Origin of the sequence: Kocuria marina, from assembly GCF_000786655.1 — a bacterium.
Taxonomy (GTDB): Bacteria; Actinomycetota; Actinomycetes; order Actinomycetales; family Micrococcaceae; genus Kocuria; species Kocuria marina_A.
On record NZ_JROM01000011.1, the window covers coordinates 1 to 18,522 of the forward strand.

15 protein-coding genes, 1 tRNA gene, 1 other RNA gene and 3 pseudogenes are annotated in these 18,522 nt (G+C 67.2%); 13 read left to right on the plus strand and 7 right to left on the minus strand.

Annotated elements, in window-relative coordinates:
* Both AS25_RS15470 and AS25_RS15140 read left to right on the plus strand, forming a co-directional pair.
* Positions 1–245 (plus strand): annotated as a pseudogene (locus AS25_RS15470) (integrase core domain-containing protein); the annotation flags it as partial.
* Positions 246–332: 87 nt separating this feature from the next.
* Positions 333–539: a hypothetical protein gene (locus tag AS25_RS15140; protein WP_052160954.1), complete on the plus strand. Its 207-nt coding sequence runs from the start codon at positions 333–335 to the stop codon at positions 537–539.
* A 110-nt stretch (positions 540–649) separates the two neighbouring features.
* Here AS25_RS15140 and AS25_RS01710 read toward each other — a convergent pair.
* From AS25_RS01710 to AS25_RS01730, 5 genes are all read right to left on the minus strand, one after another.
* Positions 650–734: transfer RNA gene (locus AS25_RS01710), tRNA-Ser, on the minus strand.
* Between the two features lie 130 nt (positions 735–864).
* Positions 865–1,779 (minus strand): sugar ABC transporter permease, encoded by a 915-nt coding sequence (locus tag AS25_RS01715; protein ID WP_035960779.1) that lies wholly within the window; start codon positions 1,777–1,779, stop codon positions 865–867.
* Between the two features lies 1 nt (position 1,780).
* Positions 1,781–3,298: an ABC transporter permease subunit gene (locus tag AS25_RS01720; RefSeq protein ID WP_253270433.1), complete on the minus strand. Its 1,518-nt coding sequence runs from the start codon at positions 3,296–3,298 to the stop codon at positions 1,781–1,783.
* Positions 3,299–3,408: 110 nt separating this feature from the next.
* Positions 3,409–4,641 carry a sugar ABC transporter substrate-binding protein gene (locus tag AS25_RS01725; RefSeq protein WP_035960781.1) on the minus strand — a complete coding sequence of 411 codons (1,233 nt, stop codon included), beginning with the start codon at positions 4,639–4,641 and terminating at the stop codon, positions 3,409–3,411.
* A gap of 62 nt (positions 4,642–4,703) precedes the next feature.
* Positions 4,704–5,870 carry an ABC transporter ATP-binding protein gene (locus AS25_RS01730; protein ID WP_035960783.1) on the minus strand — a complete coding sequence of 389 codons (1,167 nt, stop codon included), beginning with the start codon at positions 5,868–5,870 and terminating at the stop codon, positions 4,704–4,706.
* A 374-nt stretch (positions 5,871–6,244) separates the two neighbouring features.
* Between AS25_RS01730 and AS25_RS15145 the strand changes: the two genes are divergently transcribed.
* The 10 genes and pseudogenes from AS25_RS15145 (at position 6,245) to AS25_RS01765 (ending at position 15,270) form a co-directional block, all read left to right on the plus strand.
* A complete protein-coding gene (locus tag AS25_RS15145; protein ID WP_052160621.1) occupies positions 6,245–6,661 on the plus strand; it encodes a LacI family DNA-binding transcriptional regulator in 417 nt (138 codons plus the stop codon).
* A gap of 90 nt (positions 6,662–6,751) precedes the next feature.
* Positions 6,752–6,868 (plus strand): annotated as a pseudogene (locus AS25_RS15150) (LacI family DNA-binding transcriptional regulator); the annotation flags it as partial.
* 89 nt (positions 6,869–6,957) lie between these two features.
* A complete protein-coding gene (locus AS25_RS15155; protein WP_172644396.1) occupies positions 6,958–7,314 on the plus strand; it encodes a substrate-binding domain-containing protein in 357 nt (118 codons plus the stop codon).
* A gap of 12 nt (positions 7,315–7,326) precedes the next feature.
* Positions 7,327–7,423: signal recognition particle sRNA small type (ffs, locus tag AS25_RS14050), an RNA gene on the plus strand.
* Between the two features lie 64 nt (positions 7,424–7,487).
* A complete protein-coding gene (locus AS25_RS01740) occupies positions 7,488–11,156 on the plus strand; it encodes a DNA polymerase III subunit gamma and tau (protein WP_035960784.1) in 3,669 nt (1,222 codons plus the stop codon).
* Positions 11,157–11,204: 48 nt separating this feature from the next.
* Positions 11,205–11,810 (plus strand): recombination mediator RecR, encoded by a 606-nt coding sequence (gene recR / locus AS25_RS01745; protein ID WP_035960785.1) that lies wholly within the window; start codon positions 11,205–11,207, stop codon positions 11,808–11,810.
* 143 nt (positions 11,811–11,953) lie between these two features.
* Positions 11,954–13,240: an aspartate kinase gene (locus AS25_RS01750; RefSeq protein ID WP_035960787.1), complete on the plus strand. Its 1,287-nt coding sequence runs from the start codon at positions 11,954–11,956 to the stop codon at positions 13,238–13,240.
* 14 nt (positions 13,241–13,254) lie between these two features.
* Positions 13,255–13,776, plus strand: a complete 522-nt coding sequence (locus tag AS25_RS01755; protein WP_084117946.1) for a MarR family winged helix-turn-helix transcriptional regulator — start codon at positions 13,255–13,257, stop codon at positions 13,774–13,776.
* Positions 13,769–14,665: pseudogene (locus AS25_RS01760) on the plus strand (3-methyladenine DNA glycosylase); the annotation flags it as partial. The gene AS25_RS01755 and the pseudogene AS25_RS01760, both read left to right, overlap by 8 nt.
* Before the next feature lie 233 nt (positions 14,666–14,898).
* Positions 14,899–15,270 (plus strand): Rieske 2Fe-2S domain-containing protein, encoded by a 372-nt coding sequence (locus AS25_RS01765; protein WP_035960789.1) that lies wholly within the window; start codon positions 14,899–14,901, stop codon positions 15,268–15,270.
* Positions 15,271–15,309: 39 nt separating this feature from the next.
* Here AS25_RS01765 and AS25_RS01770 read toward each other — a convergent pair whose 3' ends face one another.
* Together AS25_RS01770 and AS25_RS01775 are read right to left on the minus strand one after the other, a co-directional pair.
* Positions 15,310–17,127: a glycoside hydrolase family 15 protein gene (locus AS25_RS01770; RefSeq protein ID WP_253270435.1), complete on the minus strand. Its 1,818-nt coding sequence runs from the start codon at positions 17,125–17,127 to the stop codon at positions 15,310–15,312.
* A gap of 104 nt (positions 17,128–17,231) precedes the next feature.
* A complete protein-coding gene (locus AS25_RS01775; protein WP_035960790.1) occupies positions 17,232–18,074 on the minus strand; it encodes an SDR family oxidoreductase in 843 nt (280 codons plus the stop codon).
* Positions 18,075–18,262: 188 nt separating this feature from the next.
* On the opposite strand from AS25_RS01775, the gene purS reads away from it, so the two are divergent.
* Entirely contained in the window at positions 18,263–18,520 is a 258-nt protein-coding gene (gene purS / locus AS25_RS01780) for a phosphoribosylformylglycinamidine synthase subunit PurS (RefSeq protein ID WP_035960791.1), read from the plus strand.
* Positions 18,521–18,522 lie beyond the last annotated feature (2 nt).

Consider the following 18,522-nt stretch of genomic DNA (forward strand, 5'->3'; position numbering starts at 1 on the left):
CCACGGGGTGGACGGGCTCACCCCACGCTCGAAAGCCCCACACACCACCCCGGGGGCCTTACGTCAAGCCCTGGTGGACCAGATCATCAACCTGCGCCGAGAACTTACCGCTGAGGGCACTTCACCAAACCCTCAAGCGCTGGCTCACCGCCCGACCCCTCCCGGCTACCACCACCGAACTCCAAGACCTGCTGGATCGTTTCCGCACCTGGTACAACACCGCCCGACCCCACCGGGCCCTCGCACGCGCCACCCCGGCTACCGCCTACACGGCCACCCCCAAAGCCACCCCGACCACGACCACCACCACCGAATGGCGTACCCGCACCGATGTGATCGACCCCTGGGGAAAAATCAGCCTGCGCTACGCCGGGAAACTACGCCACCTCGGGGTAGGACGCGCCCACATCGGTGAACCCGTGTTGATGCTCATCCACGACAACCACGTCATCACCAGCAACGCCACCACCGGACAGATCATCGCTGAACACACCATCAACCCCACCACCAACTATCAACGCCCCCACCCCCGCACCTGAACCCACACCCCCAGACACGACAAAAGGGCCCCGGAACCATGAAGTTCCAGGACCCTTCTGTCATCCATCTACCGACTCATCTGTCAACGATGACCCGACTCAGGACAGCGCGGAGGATGGGGGATTTGAACCCCCGAGGGCGTTAACCCAACACGCGTTCCAGGCGTGCGCCATAGGCCGCTAGGCGAATCCTCCAAGCAAGCACGAGCACCACATACGTGGGTAACGTGCGGCCATCAGCATAACGGAACTGGGCGGGCGGACGCGAATCGAGGAAGTAAGTGAGCCGCCCGCGGCGGGCACAGCGACGTCGTGAGCCCCCGAACTACCCCTTCACGGCCCCTCCGGTGAGACCGGAGACGATGTAGCGCTGCAGGAAAAGGAACAGCAGCACCACGGGGATCGCCGACAGGATGGCGCCGGCGGTGAACACTCCCCAATTCTCACCGAACTGTACGGAGACGAATTGGTACAAGCCCACGGCCAAGGTGTACTTCTGCGGGTCCTGCAACACGATTTGAGCCAACAGGAAGTCCGAGAAGGACGCGATGAACGACAGCATGCCCACGACCACGAGGATGGGTGTGACCAGGGGAAGGATGATCGTCCAGTAGATCTGGGAGTGTGACGCGCCGTCCAGTGTCGCAGCTTCGTCCAGGTCATGCGGAATGGTGTTGAAGAAGCCGTACATCAAGAAGGTGTTCGCCCCCAACGCGCCCCCCAGGTAGACCGCGACCAGACCCATGCGGGAATTGAGCCCCAGGAACGGATACACCTCGGAAATACTGAAGAGCAACAAGAAGATTGCCACGAAGGCCAGCAACTGCGGGAACATCTGAATGATCAACAGGGACATCAGACCGCCCCTGCGGAACCTAAACCTGAACCGGGAGAAGGCGTATGCAGCTGCCGCGCCCATGAGAACCGTGCCCACAGCCGTGATGGACGAGATCAACATGGAGTTTCCGAACCATGTCAAGAACGGGTTCTGTGGATCGTTAAGAAGGTTTCGGTAGTTGGCGCCGGTGATCTCCGCAAACAGGTCGTTGGATCCCAGCAAGGACCCCGTGGGCGACAACGAGGCCGAGAGCGCGTAGACCAGGGGGAACAGGGCGAAGATACACGCGAGGATTGCGGCTACATGCTTCCATCCCCCGCGGGCGAACCGCTGCCCGGCGCTGAGCCGTGACCGGGACCCTGTGCTCCCGCGTGTGACATTCGAGGCTCGTGATGTGGACATGTCAGTTGATCTCCTCGAGTGCCCTGCTGCGGCGGAAGGTCAGTGCGGAGACCACCGCCACCATGATGAAGATGAGGATCGACAGCGCGGAGGCCACTCCGTAGTCGTTGGTGCCACCAGCGAAGGCGATCTTGTAGACGAACGAGATAAGGATGTCCGTGGCCCCCACACCCGTGGTGGATTCCAGGTCTTGGGGTCCACCACCGGTGAGCAGATAGATGACGTTGAAGTTGTTGAAGTTCATGGCGAAAGAGGCGATCAGAAGGGGCCCCACGGCCACCATGAGCATCGGCAGCGTGATGGAACGGAACTTCTGGACGACTCCCGCGCCATCCATGTCCGCGGATTCATAGAGTTCTGACGGGATGGACTGGAGTGCGCCGGTGGTCACCAGGAACATGTAGGGGAACCCCAACCACAGGTTCACGAGCAACAGGGAGACCTTGGCCAGCCACGGGTTGTCCAACCACGGGATGTCCGCCCCGCCCAGCAGCACCTGGTTGATGTAACCGAAGTCAGCGTTGAGCAATCCCGCCCAGATCAGAATGGAGAGGAACGCCGGGAACGCATAGGGAAGGAAGATGATGGCCCGGTAGACGTTACGGAACTTGAGGTTCTTGTCGTTGAACAGCATGGCCAGGAGCAGACCGAGGAAGAACGTCAGGGCCACCGAGAGGATCGCGAAGGCGAAGGTCCAGAGGGTGACGGAGACGAACGGCCCACCGAGGATCCCTGGATCGAAAATGGCCGCGAAGTTGTCGAGCCCCACGAAAACCCGCCACCCGGGACGCAGCTCCTCTCCCGCCGGGCTGACGAAGGCCCCCTGCCCGTTGTCCGCGTACACGGTCCCGTCGTCCGAGACCATGGCATTGGCCTGCTCGTCGTAGACCAGCGTGGGAGTGTAGGGATAGGCGGTGCGGCCGTCATCGGTGCGCAGCGCGCCGTCGGCCGGATCATCGGAGACCGGGACCCGCAGGTCCATGACCGCTTCGTGCGCCGCGGTGACCTGCCCGTAATCGAGGATGTCGTAGCCGGGGACCGCTTCGATGGCACCGTTCGTCACACTCGCACCCTCGACCGGGCGGAGCGCCTGGTGTGCGGAGCCGACGAGAACCCGGCCGTCCTGCACGGTCGCCAAAGCCAGGTCACCGTCCGCATTGAGCACCGAGACCGGATATTCCTGACCACCCGCCACCCGCTGTTCGTACGTACGGGTCAGCTGATTGACGGCCGCTTGTTTCGTGGAATTGTGACCATCACCGTAATTGGTGAACGCGGTGGCCGCGGTATAGAGGACCACGAAGATCTGGAAGATCAGCAGGAAGATCAGCCCGGGATAGAGGTACTTAGCCGGGAGCATCCTGCGGGTCGGTAGGAAGTACACGAGGTCCGCCGCGATCAGGGCCAGGAGCAGGAACACCAGGATGCCCCAGCTCTCGGCCGCCCATGCGGACAGGATGCCGAACAGCCCGAAGGCGTTGATCAGGGCCATGAGCACGAGCTTGATCACGAACCCCATGCCGAAGCCGCGCGAGTGGGAATGCCGGATGCTCGGAGGTGACTCCGGCCGGCCGTCACCTGCTGAGTCCCTCTCCGTCGGAGAGATCACTGGACGGGCGGGGGTCGTGCTCATTGGATCTGTCCTTCGATATTGGCGATCATGCGATCCCACAGCTCGATCGGGTCCCCGTTGCCGTTGACGATTCCGTTCTCGGTGGTTCCCCAGAAGGACCACACTGCGCCCATCGCGGGGATGGCGGGCATGGGCAGTGCCTTGGTGGCGTTCTCTGCGTAGGCGGAACGCAGCGGGTCACCCTGCATACCGTCAATGGCCACTTTGCTGGCCGGTGGCCGCCCCGTGCTCTTGTAGAGCGCAGTCTGTGATTCCGAGCGTGTCAGGTAGTTGGTCGCGAAGTCCTGCGCGGCCACGGGATTCGCCGCGTTCGCATTGACGAAGAACGCCTGGACTCCGGCGAACGGGCGTGCTTCCTTCCCACCCGCGGACGGGACGGGAAGAACGGTCACGTCCATACCCGCGGCTTCGATGTCGCCGAGCTCCCACGGGCCCGCGATGTGGAAGGCGGATTGCCCGGAGATGAAGGATTCTTTTGCGATGTCCGGTGTCATGGACGTCCTGAGGTCACCGCTGCGCCCCAGCTCCGCCAGGTAGCGGGCGAACTCGTGACCATTTTGTCCACCCATGGCCAGCTCGTTCGAGTACTCACCGTCCGCGCCCCGCTGGAACACTTCCACACCGAACGAGGTCTGAAGGGGGTAGAGGTGATAGGGATCCCCGGCATCGGGTGACTGGCTCACCGTGAAGGGGTATTTGATGCCGCGTTCGTCCATGAGCCGATGGCCCTCGGCGCGCAGTTCGTCGAAGGTCGCGGGATCATCAGTGGTCAAGGCATTGTTGCGCACCAGGGCCACGCTTTCCACGGCGTAGGGCACCCCGTAGCTGACTCCGTTGTAGACGACGGCGTCCCGCGCGTTCTTCGTGAATTCCTCACCCCGGTCCCCCAGCTCCACGGGGGCGACCACCCCGTTGGCCGCCAACTGTCCGAGGTTGTCGTGCGGTGACACGATGATGTCCGGAGCTTGACCCGTGGGGCTCTGGGAGATGAAGTTCGAGATGGCCTGGGCGTTGATCTCGCGCTCGATGAACCGGACGTTCACACCCGTGTCGGCCGTGTATTCCTGCGCGATCTCACGCAGCGCGGGGATCTCGTCGTCACCGGCCTGGATGGTGACCTCCCCCGGCCCTCCGCCCAGCCCCGCCACCCCTGTTGTGGGTACGCTCGAACACCCGGCCAGTAGCAGAGCGCAACCAGCCAGAGCGGCTGCCCACCGCGTGCGTCTCATGGGCTTGTCCTCATCTCTCGTTCGGGTTCGTCTTCCCGCGTGCCCACCGGGTCGCACGGGGCTCACGAGGGCAACCGGTTTCCGGTCGCGGCATCGAAAAGGTGGATGCGCTCGGGATCGGGAGCGACCCACAGGGTGCTCCCGGCGCTCGGCGGCGTGCGGCCGTCCGTCCGAACCACGATGGGGCTGGCGCCCCCATCGGCCCCTTCCTCCTCGGAATCGATGGAGTGGTCCGCGGCGTGTGCGGACGGATCCACCCGTACCACCGACGTGGCGGCTGTCAGCGGGGCGAGTTGGCCGTACACGTATGCATCGGCGCCGAGTTCCTCAACGACCTCCACCGTGATCGGGACCCCCGTCCCTTCCGCTGCGGGTGACAGGTCCTCCGGGCGGATTCCGACGGTGACCTGATGATCGGTCACCGCCTCCTGCTGGGCGGAGGACAACTGCAGAGAAAGCGTGCCCAACTCCACATGATCGGCGGAAACCGGGGCTCGGAACAGGTTCATGGCCGGGGACCCGATGAAGCCCGCCACGAATTCGCTGTTCGGTCGGTCGTACAGGTTGCGAGGGGTGTCCACTTGCATGAGCACCCCGTCCTTGAGCACAGCCACCCGGTCACCCATGGTCATGGCCTCCACCTGATCGTGGGTCACGTACACCGTGGTCACACCCAGCCGACGGGTCAGGGACGCGATCTGGGTCCGCGTCTGGACACGCAGCTTGGCATCCAAGTTGGACAGTGGCTCGTCCATGAGAAACACCTGCGGTGAACGGACGATCGCGCGTCCCATGGCGACGCGCTGCCGCTGGCCACCGGAGAGCGCTTTCGGTTTGCGATCGAGATACTGCGTCAGGTCCAGGATCTTCGCGGCCTCTTCGACCCGACGATGCCGTTCCTCGGGACTCACCTTGGCGATCTTGAGCGCGAAGCCCATGTTCTCCGCCACCGTCATGTGCGGATAGAGGGCGTAGTTCTGGAAGACCATGGCGATGTCTCGATCACGGGACGGGACATCCGTAACATCACGGTCACCGATCAGGATCGTGCCGTCCGTGACCTCCTCGAGTCCGGCCAGCATGCGCAGAGTCGTCGATTTGCCGCATCCGGAGGGACCGACCAGGACCAGGAACTCCCCGTCCGCGACATCGAGGTTCAGATCGGTCACGGAGGGGCGCGCGGCGCCCGGGTACTGACACGTGATGTGGTCGAAGGTTACGGCGGCCATGGGCTGAGATTCCTTTCAGAGTCCCCGTCTCGGGGAGTTCCGACATGTCACGAGGAGACTGTCGGGCGTCACCACCAGTATGCGATAGTGACGGACCTCACCAATATAAGCGATTACATTCACAGGGGTGGTGATCAGCGTTTTGTTGCGATGACATGTCGGAAGGCAGGAGCAAGCGTTCCCAAAAAGACTGGCCAGGACCGCAGGTAGGGAGGGACCACACGTTGGTCCGAGACCCGTCCACCGTGGAGGGTTTTCGGGCCATAATTGGCGCATGCGGCGGTGGCGGCTCGCATCGCAGCTCATCCACCGCCCCACCACGTGCTCCATGAGGAACCACGCTGGTACTCGCCCCTCGATGCGGAGGCACGCCCATGATCGCCCGAGAACTGTCGGCACCGCGTCGGCAGCAGGGGCCACCCCGCTTGCAGGACGTGGCTCCCAAGGTGGGGATATCCACGGCGACCCTCTCGCGCGCACTCACGGGCCGGGGGCCCGTCTCCCCGGGGACGAAACGCCGCATTGAGGCCGCCGCCAAAGAACTCGGGTTCGTGGCGTCCTATCACGCATCGAGTCTCGCGAGCGGGCGCAGCCGGAATATCGGCGTCGTCCTGCCCTACGTGGATCGCTGGTTCTTCGCCACGGTCTTCGACGGCATCGCGAGCACACTGACAGCAGCCGGGTACGACGCCGCCCTGTACAACTTGCAGGGCGAGACCTCCCGCCAGAGCGTGCTCACCGACTTCCTGCTCCGCAAAAGCTTGGCCGCTGCCGCCGTGGTCTCGCTGTGATTGACGCCCGGGGAAACCGAACACTTGTTCTCCGCCGGTATTCCTTTGGTAGGGATCGGGGGTTCCCTCGAGGGTGCCCCCACGATCAGCGTGGACGATCTGGATGCGGGACTGCGCGCGACCAATCACTTGATCCAGTTGGGACACTGCCGTATCGCCTTTGTCGGGGGGCCTGCCGAGGCCGGCCGTTCGTTCCCCATGTCCAGTGATCGACGCCGCGGTTTCGAACGAGCGATGTCAACTGCGAGGCTGCCGATCCACGAGCGGAACCAACTCGTTTCGGACTTCACACGTTCCTGGGGGCCTATCAGCGGATCAAGAATTTGCTCGCCGAGCCGGAGCAACGACCCACTGCCGTTTTCGCCGCGAGCGACGAAATGGCGACCGGTGCCATTCTCGCGGCGAGGGACCTGGGTCTCGATGTCCCTCGGGACCTGTCAGCCATCGGCATCGACGCCCATCCCATTGGTGGGACTTTCGGGCTGACTACCATCGACCGGCGAGCCCGCCGCCGGGGCACCCACGCCGCGCAACTGCTCCTGCGCCAGTTAGTTAACCGGGGAACCGGTCACGGCGACCACGAACTGCATCGGGCCCACTTCATCGCACGATCCTGGACGGCACCGCTCGGTTCGAACTCCTCGCCGGCTTGAGCTAGAGTATGGGGCAGCCCCTCGTGTGGCGCCATCTCGTAAAACTCCCCCAGGACCGGAAGGTAGCAAGGGTATATGGGCTCTGGCGGGTGCACGGGGGGTCTTTTCGTACCCGGCTCCCCACCCCCGCGAGCGCGCTGTGCGCGTCCGGGTCCCCGGCTAAGGTTTCATACGTGACTACCGCCCTGTACCGCCGCTACCGCCCGGAGACCTTTCAGGATGTCATCGGTCAGGAACACGTGACCGAGCCCCTGATGACCGCGCTGCGCAAGAACAGGGTCAATCACGCCTATCTCTTCTCCGGTCCGCGCGGCTGCGGTAAGACCACGTCCGCGCGCATCCTGGCCCGCTGCCTCAACTGCGCGGAAGGGCCCACGGCCACACCGTGCGGTCACTGCGAGTCCTGCCAGGATCTGGCCCGGGACGGTGCCGGCTCACTGGACGTCATCGAGATGGACGCGGCCTCCCACGGCGGCGTGGATCATGCCCGTGACCTGCGGGAACGCGCCACGTTCGCCCCCGTCCGGGACCGCTACAAGATCTTCATCATCGACGAGGCCCACATGGTCACGCGGGAGGGCTTCAACGCCCTGCTGAAGATCGTGGAGGAACCGCCGGAGCACGTGAAGTTCATCTTCGCCACCACCGAGCCCTCCAAGGTGCTCACCACCATCCGCTCGCGCACGCACCACTACCCCTTCCGCCTCGTTCCCCCGGAACCGCTCATGCGCTACCTCGAGCAGCTGTGCCAGGAGGAGGGCGTCACCACCGAACCGGGCGTGCTGTCCCTCGTGGTGCGCGCCGGCGGCGGCTCGGTGCGTGATTCGCTCTCCGTCCTGGATCAGCTCATGGCCGGCTCCGAGGACGGCGGCATCACCTACGATCTCGCGGTCGCCCTGCTGGGCTACACGCACGCGGCCCTGCTCGACGACGTCGTGGACGCCTTCGCCGCCGGCGACGCCGCCACGGTCTTCGCGTCCGTGGACCGCGTCATCCAAACCGGGCAGGACCCCCGCCGTTTCGTGGAGGACCTGCTCGAACGCTTCCGCGACCTGGTGGTGGTCAACGCGGTCCCCGATTCCGCCGCGAACATCCTGCACGGGATGCCCACGGACCAGATCAACCGGTTGCGGAACCAGGCCACCCAGCTGGGCGCGGCCGAGCTCTCCCGCTCCGCGGACATCACCAACGAGGCCCTCAACGAGATGACCGGGGCCACCTCCCCGCAGTTGCACCTGGAACTGCTGTGCGCCCGCATCCTACTGCCCTCGGCGGATCACACAACGCGCGGCATCACGTCCCGGGTGGACCGTTTGGAACGCCGCCTGAGCATTCCTCGGGGCACCGGAATTCGTACGACGGCGCACGACGCCGCGTCGTCGTCCCCCGCGGTGGAACCGACCGCACGCGGAAGCCAGGAGCCCACATCTCCGGAGCAATCCGGCACCGCCGCGCCGGCACCCGCGTCGTACGACGCCCCCGCACCGGAATCCGCCGGGGTACCTTACCCGATACCCCCCGAGCTCGACGCCGCCGCAACGGACTCCGTTGCCCCGTCGCAGCCCGTGCGCCCGGACGGGTCCGCCGCGGACGGCGCGGACGGTTCCGCAACGGGTCGCCCCGCGGAGGAGACCCCGGACGTCCAGGAACCCACGGACCCGCAGGACGAGTCCGAACAGCCCGAGGGCAGCAGCCACCCCGCCGCTGCGGATCCCGTTCCGGAAGGCGAGCGCGGCCCCGACGCCCAGCACCCGCCCGCGGACGGCACGACCGACACCCGCTCCCCCGCGTCACAGGACGCGGGAGCCGATGTCTCGGCACGCATGCAGCAACGGGAGACGTCGAACCAGTACGGGTCCCAGCGGCCTGACGACGACGCATCCCGCCAGTACGCGCAGGGGGAGCCTCGCCGTGACGTCGCGCCACACGATGATCACCAGCCGCAAGCCCCGCAGGCGTCCGAGGAGCAGGCCGCCCCGAGCGACGTCACCAGCGGTGAACTGGAACTGCTGCGTTCCTCGTGGCCCGAGATCGTGTCCGCGCTCGCGGAGATCCGCCGCGTGGCCTGGGCCATCACCGTGCGAGGAACGCCCATCTCGTTCGAGAACCGCACTCTGCGGATCGCGTTCGAGAACGACGGCGACCTCCTGAACTTCCCCCGCTTCGAGGCGGACGTCCGTAATGCCATCCAGAGCGTGGTGGGGTTGGATTGTGCAGTGGAAGCAGTGCGCCCCGGTGACACACGCGGCCGGCAGGACACCCCGGGTGCGGGTGGTCCGCCGTCGAACGCGGGCCGTGGCACCGGGCCCGGTCCCGGGCGGGAGGGCGACGGTGGACAGGGTTACCGGGGAGATCGCCCCGCGCCCCGGGGCGGCGGGCCCCAGAACGCTCAAGGATCCCGGCAGGATCGCGGATCGCAGCAGGACCGCAGGTATCAACGCGACGATTCCGCCTCGGAGCACGGCCAACAGTACGGCCCCGGACCCCGTCAGGGCTCGGACTCGCATTACGGCGCTGATGCCGGGTACGGATCCGGCTCACGGCGAGACACCGGTGCATCTCGCGGCGACGGACCCACCGGGCGGGACACCAGGCTGAACGCCTCGGGCCAGGCCAGATCCTCCGATCAACCGGACTATTTCCGCGAGCCGGAGGGCTTCGGGGTCAATCGTCGTCGGGGCAATCCTCCCGCGCCCGACCGTGAACCGACACCGGAACGCGAGTCGCGGTCCATGCCCGATTCCGCCTCTCGTTCCACGTCCGGCACTGACCGGTCCTCCGTGCCCGCTTCCTCGTCGCACTCGGCGCCCGCATCCGCCCCGGACGACGACGAACCCGTCACCTCGTGGTCCGTGGCCTCCATTCCCCAACCGGGTTTCGCCGCACCGAGCGGCGGGGATTCCACGTCGAACACCGCCAATGCGGCGCCCACGCGTGATGATTCGGACCAGAATCCGGACACGTCCGATAGCTCCGTAGGCGACTCCTCCAGGGACGATGCCCACCGAGCGACGGATTCCCCGGCGGACGACCGCGCTGGCACCGGCGATTCCACCTCGGTTCCGTCTCGTGAGGGCTTGGGCAGTGCCAGTGACTCCGCGGACGTCGGCGCGACCTCGTGGACCCCTGGTGCCCCCGCGTCGGATGGCCCCGCGTCGGATGGCCCCGGGTCGGATGGCCCCGGGTCTGATGTTCCCGCTTCCGATGACTCCGCGGCGTTCGAGTCCCACGATTCCGGGGCCGCTTCCGGCGGACCCGATCTGTCCATGCGTGACGGTTCCATGCGGGATGGTTCCGTGCGCAATGGCTCCGTGCCCGAGGACCCCGCATCCGGTGCTCCTTCTTTCCGTGCCCCGCAGCCGCGGGATCGCGGCCCGGAGTACTGGAGCCCGGAGGAACCGCCGCCCCCACCGGAGGATGACCCCCCGGCGGACATGTACGACGAACCCGTGCCCCGAGCGCCGTCGCCCGCAAGGGATCGTAGGGCCCAGGGCGGGAACGGCCCCGGCGGCGACAACCCGGCGGGGCCCGGTCCCGACCACGACGGGCGCGGGAACACCCGCCCCGGCGGCGTCGTCCCTCACGAGAACGGCGACACCCGCCCCGGCGGGAACCGCCCGAGCTGGCGAGAGCGCCACGCAGAAGCGATTGCCGCGGCGGAACGGCGCTCCACCGACATCGCGCCCCCGACCTCGCGCAGCCCCGGCATGGAGGACGAGAACTTCGTCCCGGGCGCGGACGACGAATCCCTCGAGGACTCGTCCCTGTACGGGCGGGCGGCCATCGAGCGCATCCTGGGCGGCATGCTCATCGACGAGCACGCCCACGGAACGGATCAGTGACCGGGCCCATCGCCCGGCTGTTCACGAACACGACAATGAAGGAGCACGGTGTACGAAGGACCGGTCCAGGACCTCATCGATGAGCTGGGGAGGTTGCCGGGTATCGGCCCCAAGTCCGCGCAGCGCATCGCCTTCCACCTGTTGGACGCGGACAAGGACGAGGTCCAGCAGCTCGTGAAGGCCATCACCACGGTGAAGACCTCGGTGTCGTTCTGCGTGATCTGCGGCAACGTCACAGAGCAGGAGGAGTGTGCGATCTGCCGGGACGCCCGCCGGGACCGCAGCGTGATCTGCGTGGTGGAGGAGTCCAAGGACGTCATGGCCATCGAACGCACCCGCAGCTACCGGGGGTTGTACCACGTGCTGGGCGGCGCGATCTCGCCGCTGCAGGGTGTGGGACCGGATCAGCTGCGCATCCGCGAGCTGATGACCCGGTTGTCGGACGAGACAGTTCAGGAGATCGTGCTGGCCATGGACCCCAACCTGGAGGGCGAGGCCACCTCCACGTATCTCACCAGGATGTTGAAAACGCTGGGTATCCGGGTCACCCGGCTGGCCTCGGGGCTGCCCGTGGGCGGTGACCTCGAATACGCCGACGAAGTCACGCTGGGCAGGGCCTTCGAGGGACGCACGGTGGTCTCCGAGGCCCGCTGAGGCCCGTAACAATCGCGTCCCTCTTTGTGTCCACGAATGCCCGCTCGACTCCGTGCGGCTGCGGGTGAGCGGATAGCATGGATCACTGATCCCGCGAGACCGCCCGTGCGTTCGGGCCGGGTGCCTGCCTGTGAGAGGAATGTATGAGCCTCATTGTCCAGAAGTTCGGCGGTTCATCGGTCGCCGATGCCGACGGTGTCCGCCGGGTCGCCCGGCGAGTAGCCGAGACCAGGAACGCCGGCGACCAGGTGGTCGTGGTCGTCTCCGCGATGGGTGACACCACGGACGACCTCCTGGACCTCGCCGGCGAAGTAGCCAGGAAGCCACCGGCCCGCGAGTTGGACATGCTGCTGACTTCCGGGGAACGCATCTCCATGGCCCTGTTGGCCATGGCCATCTCCGACCTCGGCGTTCCCGCGCAGTCCTTCACCGGATCCCAGGCCGGGATGATCACCGACGGCGCCCACGGTGCGGCCAAGCTCGTGGAGGTCAGCCCCCTCCGGGTGCGCGAGGCGCTCGACCACGGCAACGTCGCGATCATTGCCGGGTTCCAGGGCGTCAACCGCTCCTCCAAGGACATCACCACGCTGGGCCGCGGCGGTTCGGACACCACCGCCGTGGCGCTCGCCGCCGCCCTGGACGCGGACGTGTGTGAGATCTACTCGGACGTGGACGGCGTCTACACCGCGGACCCCCGCATCGTCCCCACCGCCCAGAAACTGGACCGGGTCTCCTCCGAGGAGATGCTCGAACTCGCCGCCAACGGCGCCAAGATCCTGCACCTGCGCTGCGTGGAGTACGCCCGCCGCTTCAACGTGCCCCTGCACGTCCGTTCGTCTTTCAGTCACAACGAGGGCACCATGGTCATCCCCAGCCCGCACGAGAACCTCACGCCGCAGAAGGAGATCCCCTTGGAACAGCCGCTGATCGCCGGTATCGCTCATGATCGCAGCCAGGCCAAGATCACCATCGTGGGGGTCCCCGACCGCCCCGGGATCGCCGCGCGGATCTTCCGGTTGCTGGCCGACTCCAAGGTGGACGTGGACATGATCGTCCAGAACGTCTCCACCGGCGAGAACCCGCTCACCGATGTGTCCTTCACCCTGGCCGAGTCCCAGGGTGACCTGGCCATGAACCTGCTGCGTGCCGCCGAAGAGAAGATCGGCTATGCGAACCTGGACTACGACGACGAGGTGGGCAAGCTCTCCCTCGTGGGCGCCGGTATGAAGACCAACACCGGCGTGGCGTTCACGTTCTTCGAGGCGCTCGCGGAGAGCGACATCAACGTGGACATGATCTCCACGTCCGAGGTCCGGATCTCGATCATCACGTCCATCGCCAAGCTCGACGAGGCCGTCCGGGCCGTGCACACGGCGTTCGGTCTGGACTCGGACGAGACCGCCACGGTGTACGGGGGTACGGGACGCTGACCCCGGCTTCATCCATGAGTTCTGATTCGGACCCGTCCGACGATCCCCGGCTCGCCGAGATCATCGACTTCCTGGGTGGTTCGGACGAATCCGCCGTCGAGGATCCGCTGTCCCTGGCGGACCAGCTGTGCTTTTCGCTGTCGGTGGCCTCACGCAGGGTCGCGCACAGCTACCGCCCCGTGCTGGAGCCCCTGGGACTCACACTACCCCAGTACCTCGTGATGCTCGCGCTGTGGGATGCCAACCCGCGCACGGTGAAGGACCTGGGCGAGCAGCTCATGCAGGATTCGGCAACGCTCTCGCCCCTGCTCAAACGCTTGGAGGCCCGCGGGTACCTCACGCGGGAGCGCGATCCGCACAACGAACGGGCCCTGGCCGTGACCCTCACGGAGGAGGGCGCGCGTCTGCAGGACAAGGCGCAGGCGGTGCAACCGGAGATGATGCGCCGGTTGCAGTTGTCCCCTCAACAGGTCCGGTTGCTGAACCGCGGGATGCAGCGGCTGATCGACAACACCCAGGACGCCGAGAGTGCGTGAGGCGCTGACCCGGGAGGAGTGGTCACGCCGGGCGCACGCGCACGCGGAGCGGGTGACGCCCCACACCCGGCCGTTCCTGGACCGGCGGTCCCGCGGGGAGAAGCACCCCGTGGAGGACTTCCTCTTCACGTACTACACGCTGTCCCCGGCCCAGTTCACGCGCTGGCACCCGGGCCCCGGTGTCATCCTCCTGGATGCCCCGGAGCGCGAGGGCTGGAAGTACTACCGTCCCGCGACGCCCGCGGAACTCCAGGCGACGGGCGCGGGGGAGGGCGCGAGGGGCGTCGTCGTCGCGGTGGAAGAATTCGTGGCCGAGCGGGGCACCGCGGTGCGGTTCACGCGCGAGATCCTCACGAACACCCTGGCCAGGAGCGGGACGTTCGACTGCTTCGGGCTGCACGAGTGGGCCATGGCGTACCGCGCGCAGAGCAACGGTGTGCGCCACGAGGACGCGCCGTTGCGTTTGGGTGCGTCCGGCACGGACGACGTGGTGGAGGCCCACCGGATCCGCTGCTCGCACTTCGACGCGTTCCGTTTCTTCCAGCCCCAGGCCGTGGAACGCAACGAGCTGCAGCCCACGCGCGAGACGCAGCGCCGCATGGAGCAGCCGGGATGCCTGCACGCGAGCATGGACCTGTACAAGTGGGCCTACAAGTTGTTGCCCGCGGTGGATTCGGACCTGCTCGCGGACTGCTTCGACCTCGCGTGGGACGTGCGCGTGACCGACATGGAAGCCTCCCCCTACGACCTCACGGCCTGGGGGTACGAGCCCGTGCGGATCGAGACGCCCGAGGGCAAGGCCGAGTACGTCCGGCGTCAGCGCGCCTTTGCGCAGCGGGGCAATCGGCTGCGAGAGCGCTTGGCGGCGGCCGTCGAACGGCTCCTGGACGGGGTCGACGACGCCGCGTCCGCACCGCTCGATTCCACCCGCTCCTCGCCCGAGCCACGCCGTTCGGACGACGCCGCGGTGCCCGTCCGCGCGGCCGGGCATGATGGCGCGACGAGGCAGTCCGGAGCGGGCGGGCACATCGGCGCTATGGCGCAGACCGGAGCAGTCGGACGGGACGGCGCGAGCGGCGTCGTCATGCAGGGCCGAACCGCTCGGACCCGCGGAGACCGTTCATGAGGCCCGGGGAAACCGCCCACGGATGGGAACGGATCACCGTGGTCTCCGCGGTGGCGGAACCCCTCGACTTCGCGACGGCCCGCTCGAGCGCGGGCCCGGTGCTCGTGACCCGGGATGCCGACGGGGCGCTGCACGTGCTGTCCAACACGTGCCCACACCAGCAGGCCACGGTGTGCCGGGAGGCCGCGGGGCGCGCCGAGAGCTTCGAGTGTCCCAACCACTACTGGGTGTTCGGCCCGGACGGCCGGTTCCTGGGCTCGCGACTGGCCATGGCCGCCGGTCGGCAGCTGCCGCACGACCCGGCCAAGGACCTCCCCGCGGCCGCCGTGGATGTAGTGGACGGCTGGGTGGTGGCGCGCTTCGACTGAGCGGACCTCGGTGTTCGTCGTCCCCTGCTGCAGCGCGTCCTACTCGAGCGCCGCCTGCTCGAGTGCCACGGCGGCGTTGAGCAGGGCCAGGTGGCTGAGGGCCTGCGGGAAGTTGCCCAGAAACGAGTTGTCCTCGGGGTCGATCATCTCGGTGAACAACCCCACGTCATTGGCGAGAGGGAGCATCTCGTCCATGAGGTCCACGGCCTCCTCGCGGCGGCCCACCGTGGCCAGCGCCGCCACGGTCCAGAACGAGCACGCCACGAACGCTCCCTCCTCCTTCTCCATGCCGCTGTAGCGGTACATGAGCGCACCGCGGCCCAGCTCCTCCCGAACGGCGTCGATGGTCGAGGACATGCGGGGACCACGATCGAACCCGGTCATCGCGTGCAGCAACACGGACACGTCCAGCTCGTCGGTTCCCGGGTACCAGACGTACGCGCCCCGTTCCTCGCTCCAGCCCTCGGTCTCGATCCACTCCCGGATCCGTTCCCGTTCCGAGCGCCACCGGTCCACGCACCCGGGGATGTGACCGGCCTCGGCCAGTTTCACGGCCCGGTCCAGGCCGTGCCAGCACCCCAGCTTGGAGCTCGTGTAGTGCCGGTGCTCAGGCAGTTCCCACATCCCGGAGTCGGGGCGGCGCCACAGGTCGCACACCGCGTCCGCGAGGTCGGCGAACATCCGGGCGGTGGCGGTGTCCAACACGTTGCCGCCGCCCACGTAGAGGTGCGCGATGTCGAAGACGTCCCCGTACACGCCCAACTGCAACTGGTCCGCGGCGTCGTTGCCCGAGACCACGGGGCCGATCCCCCGCCACCCGGGGGCGTCGTACTCGGTCATCTCGGAGGCGGGGACCTCGCCGTCGAAGCGGTTGAGGACGTGCAGGTCGGGGGTCTGTGCCCGGGCTCGGCGCAGGATCGTGGACACCTGCGCGTGCACGTCCTCCTGCTCCCCCAGTCGCAAGAGCGAGTGCAGGGTGTAGGTGGCGTCACGGATCCACGCGAAGCGATAATCGAAGTTCTTGGTGCCCTCCCTGTTCTCGGGAAGGGACGTGGTCGCCGCGGCCGCCACGGAGCCCGACGGGCTGTGGCTGAGCAGTTTGAGCGCGAGGGCGCTACGTTCGACCTCCGCGCGGTAGGGGCCGTCATAGTCGAGCAGATCACGCCATCGGCGCCACATGTCCCGGGTCATGGCCACGTTCTTGCGGATCTCACGGGGCGAGGGCAGGCGCAAGGGCTCACCGTGCGTGGCGACCACCGCGAGCAGGTGCTCGGAATCGGGGCGCGTGGTGAACCGCCCGGAGATCTGCTGGGTCCCCACCTGCGCTTCCCCCGCGTCGTCGGTGCGGACCCCCATGCCCACCCGGTTCGTGCGCAGCACGGGCTCCCCCGCGATCATCTCGACCCACGGGGAGACGGTGTTGAACATGGTGCCCGGGGCCACCCGCCACACCATGGCCACGTTCCCGGTCACACCGTCCACCGAGCGGGCCAGTTCGTTCCACGGCAATTGCCCCGTGGACCCCATGTTGAGGGAATCGGTGACCCGCACAGTCCCCGAGGCCGTGGAGAACGTGGTGGTCAGGATGTTGGTCCCGGGGACGTACTCCCGGGTGACCTCGAACTCCTCCTCCGGGCGCAGCTCGATGCACCCGCCGTGCTCGGCGTCGAGCAGCTTGGCGAACGGCGGCGCGGAGTCCAGGTCCGGAACGGGGTACCAGTCCACGGATCCGTCCTGGGCCACCAGCGCCACGGTGCGCCCGTTACCCAGGGCTGCGTAGGAACGCAGGTCCACGTAGCCGTCCCGGCGCCGGGACACCTTGTTCAGGGGCTCGGCGGGGTCGGGGGTTGCGTTCACGGGGCTCGTTTCTCTCGTGGGGCGGGACGGGAGGACGGCGGATCGCGCCGCGGGAACGGCACGACCCGCCATCCGGAGGACTCGCTGACGTCAGCGCGGCCGGGTCACAGGATCGGACTGCCGCCGGTGACGGCGATCCTCGCCCCGGAGATGTAACTACCGTCGTCGGACGCAAGCAACACGTACACCGGGGCCAGTTCTGCGGGCTGGCCGGCGCGCCCGAGGGGCTCCGCGTCCCCGAAACTCTCGAGCTGCTCCGCGGGAATGGTCGAAGGGATCAACGGTGTCCAGACGGGCCCGGGGGCCACGCTATTGACGCGGATCCCGCGCTCCCCGAGCAACTGCGCGAGACTGGCCGAGAAGTTGGCGATCGCCGCCTTGGTCGCCGCGTACGGCGCCAGGGTGGGGACCGGCATGTCCGAATTGACCGACGAACTGCCGATGATCGCCGATCCCGGCGCCATGTGCGGCACGGCGGCCTTGGCCAGGTAGAAGTACGCCCCCACGTTGAGCTTGAAGGTGTGCTCCCACTCCTCGTCGGGGATCTCCTCAAGGCTCTCGCGCGTCATCTGGTAGGCGGCGTTGCTCACGAGCACGTCCACCTTGCCGAACTCCTCCACGGCCTTCGCAATCACGGCACGGCAGTGCGCCGCTTCGGACAGGTCCCCGGGGACCAGGACGGCCTTGCGTCCCGCCTCCTCGATGTAGCGGGCGACGTCGCGGGCGTCCCGTTCCTCCTCGGGCAGGTAGGTGATCAGCACGTCCGCGCCCTCGCGGGCGTAGGCGATAGCCACCGCTCGGCCGATCCCGGAGTCACCACCGGTGACGACCGCGGCCTTGCCCTCGAGCTTGCCCGATCCGCGGTAACTGTCCTCACCGCAATCGGGGACAGGGTTCATCTCGGCCTGCAGTCCGGGGGCCTCTTGCTGTTGTTCAGGGAATCCCATGACAGTGTCCTCTCTGGTGGAGCGGGTCCGGGCGGGCCGACGCTCAGCACACTTTCCATCGTAGGGGACGCCCGTGTCCGGAAACATCCCCTGCGGGCCGCGCACGGCAGCTCCGCCGTCGGCCCGCGGCCCACCCGCGGGCCGATAGGATGGGCGAGGATTGGCCCGTAAGCGCAGGAGTAGTGGAAATGGCCCGTATCGTCGTTGACGTCATGCCCAAACCGGAAATCCTTGACCCGCAGGGCAAGGCGATTGCGAATGAGTTGCCCCGGATCGGGCTCAGCGGTTTCACGGAGGTGCGCCAGGGCCGCCGGTTCGAACTCACGGTCGAGGGCGAAGCGGACGAGCAGGTGCTCGCCCAGGCCCGCGAAGCCGCGGAGAAGCTACTGTCCAACCCGGTGATCGAGGACGTCGTGAACGTCTCCGTGGCCCCCGAGGAGGACTGAGC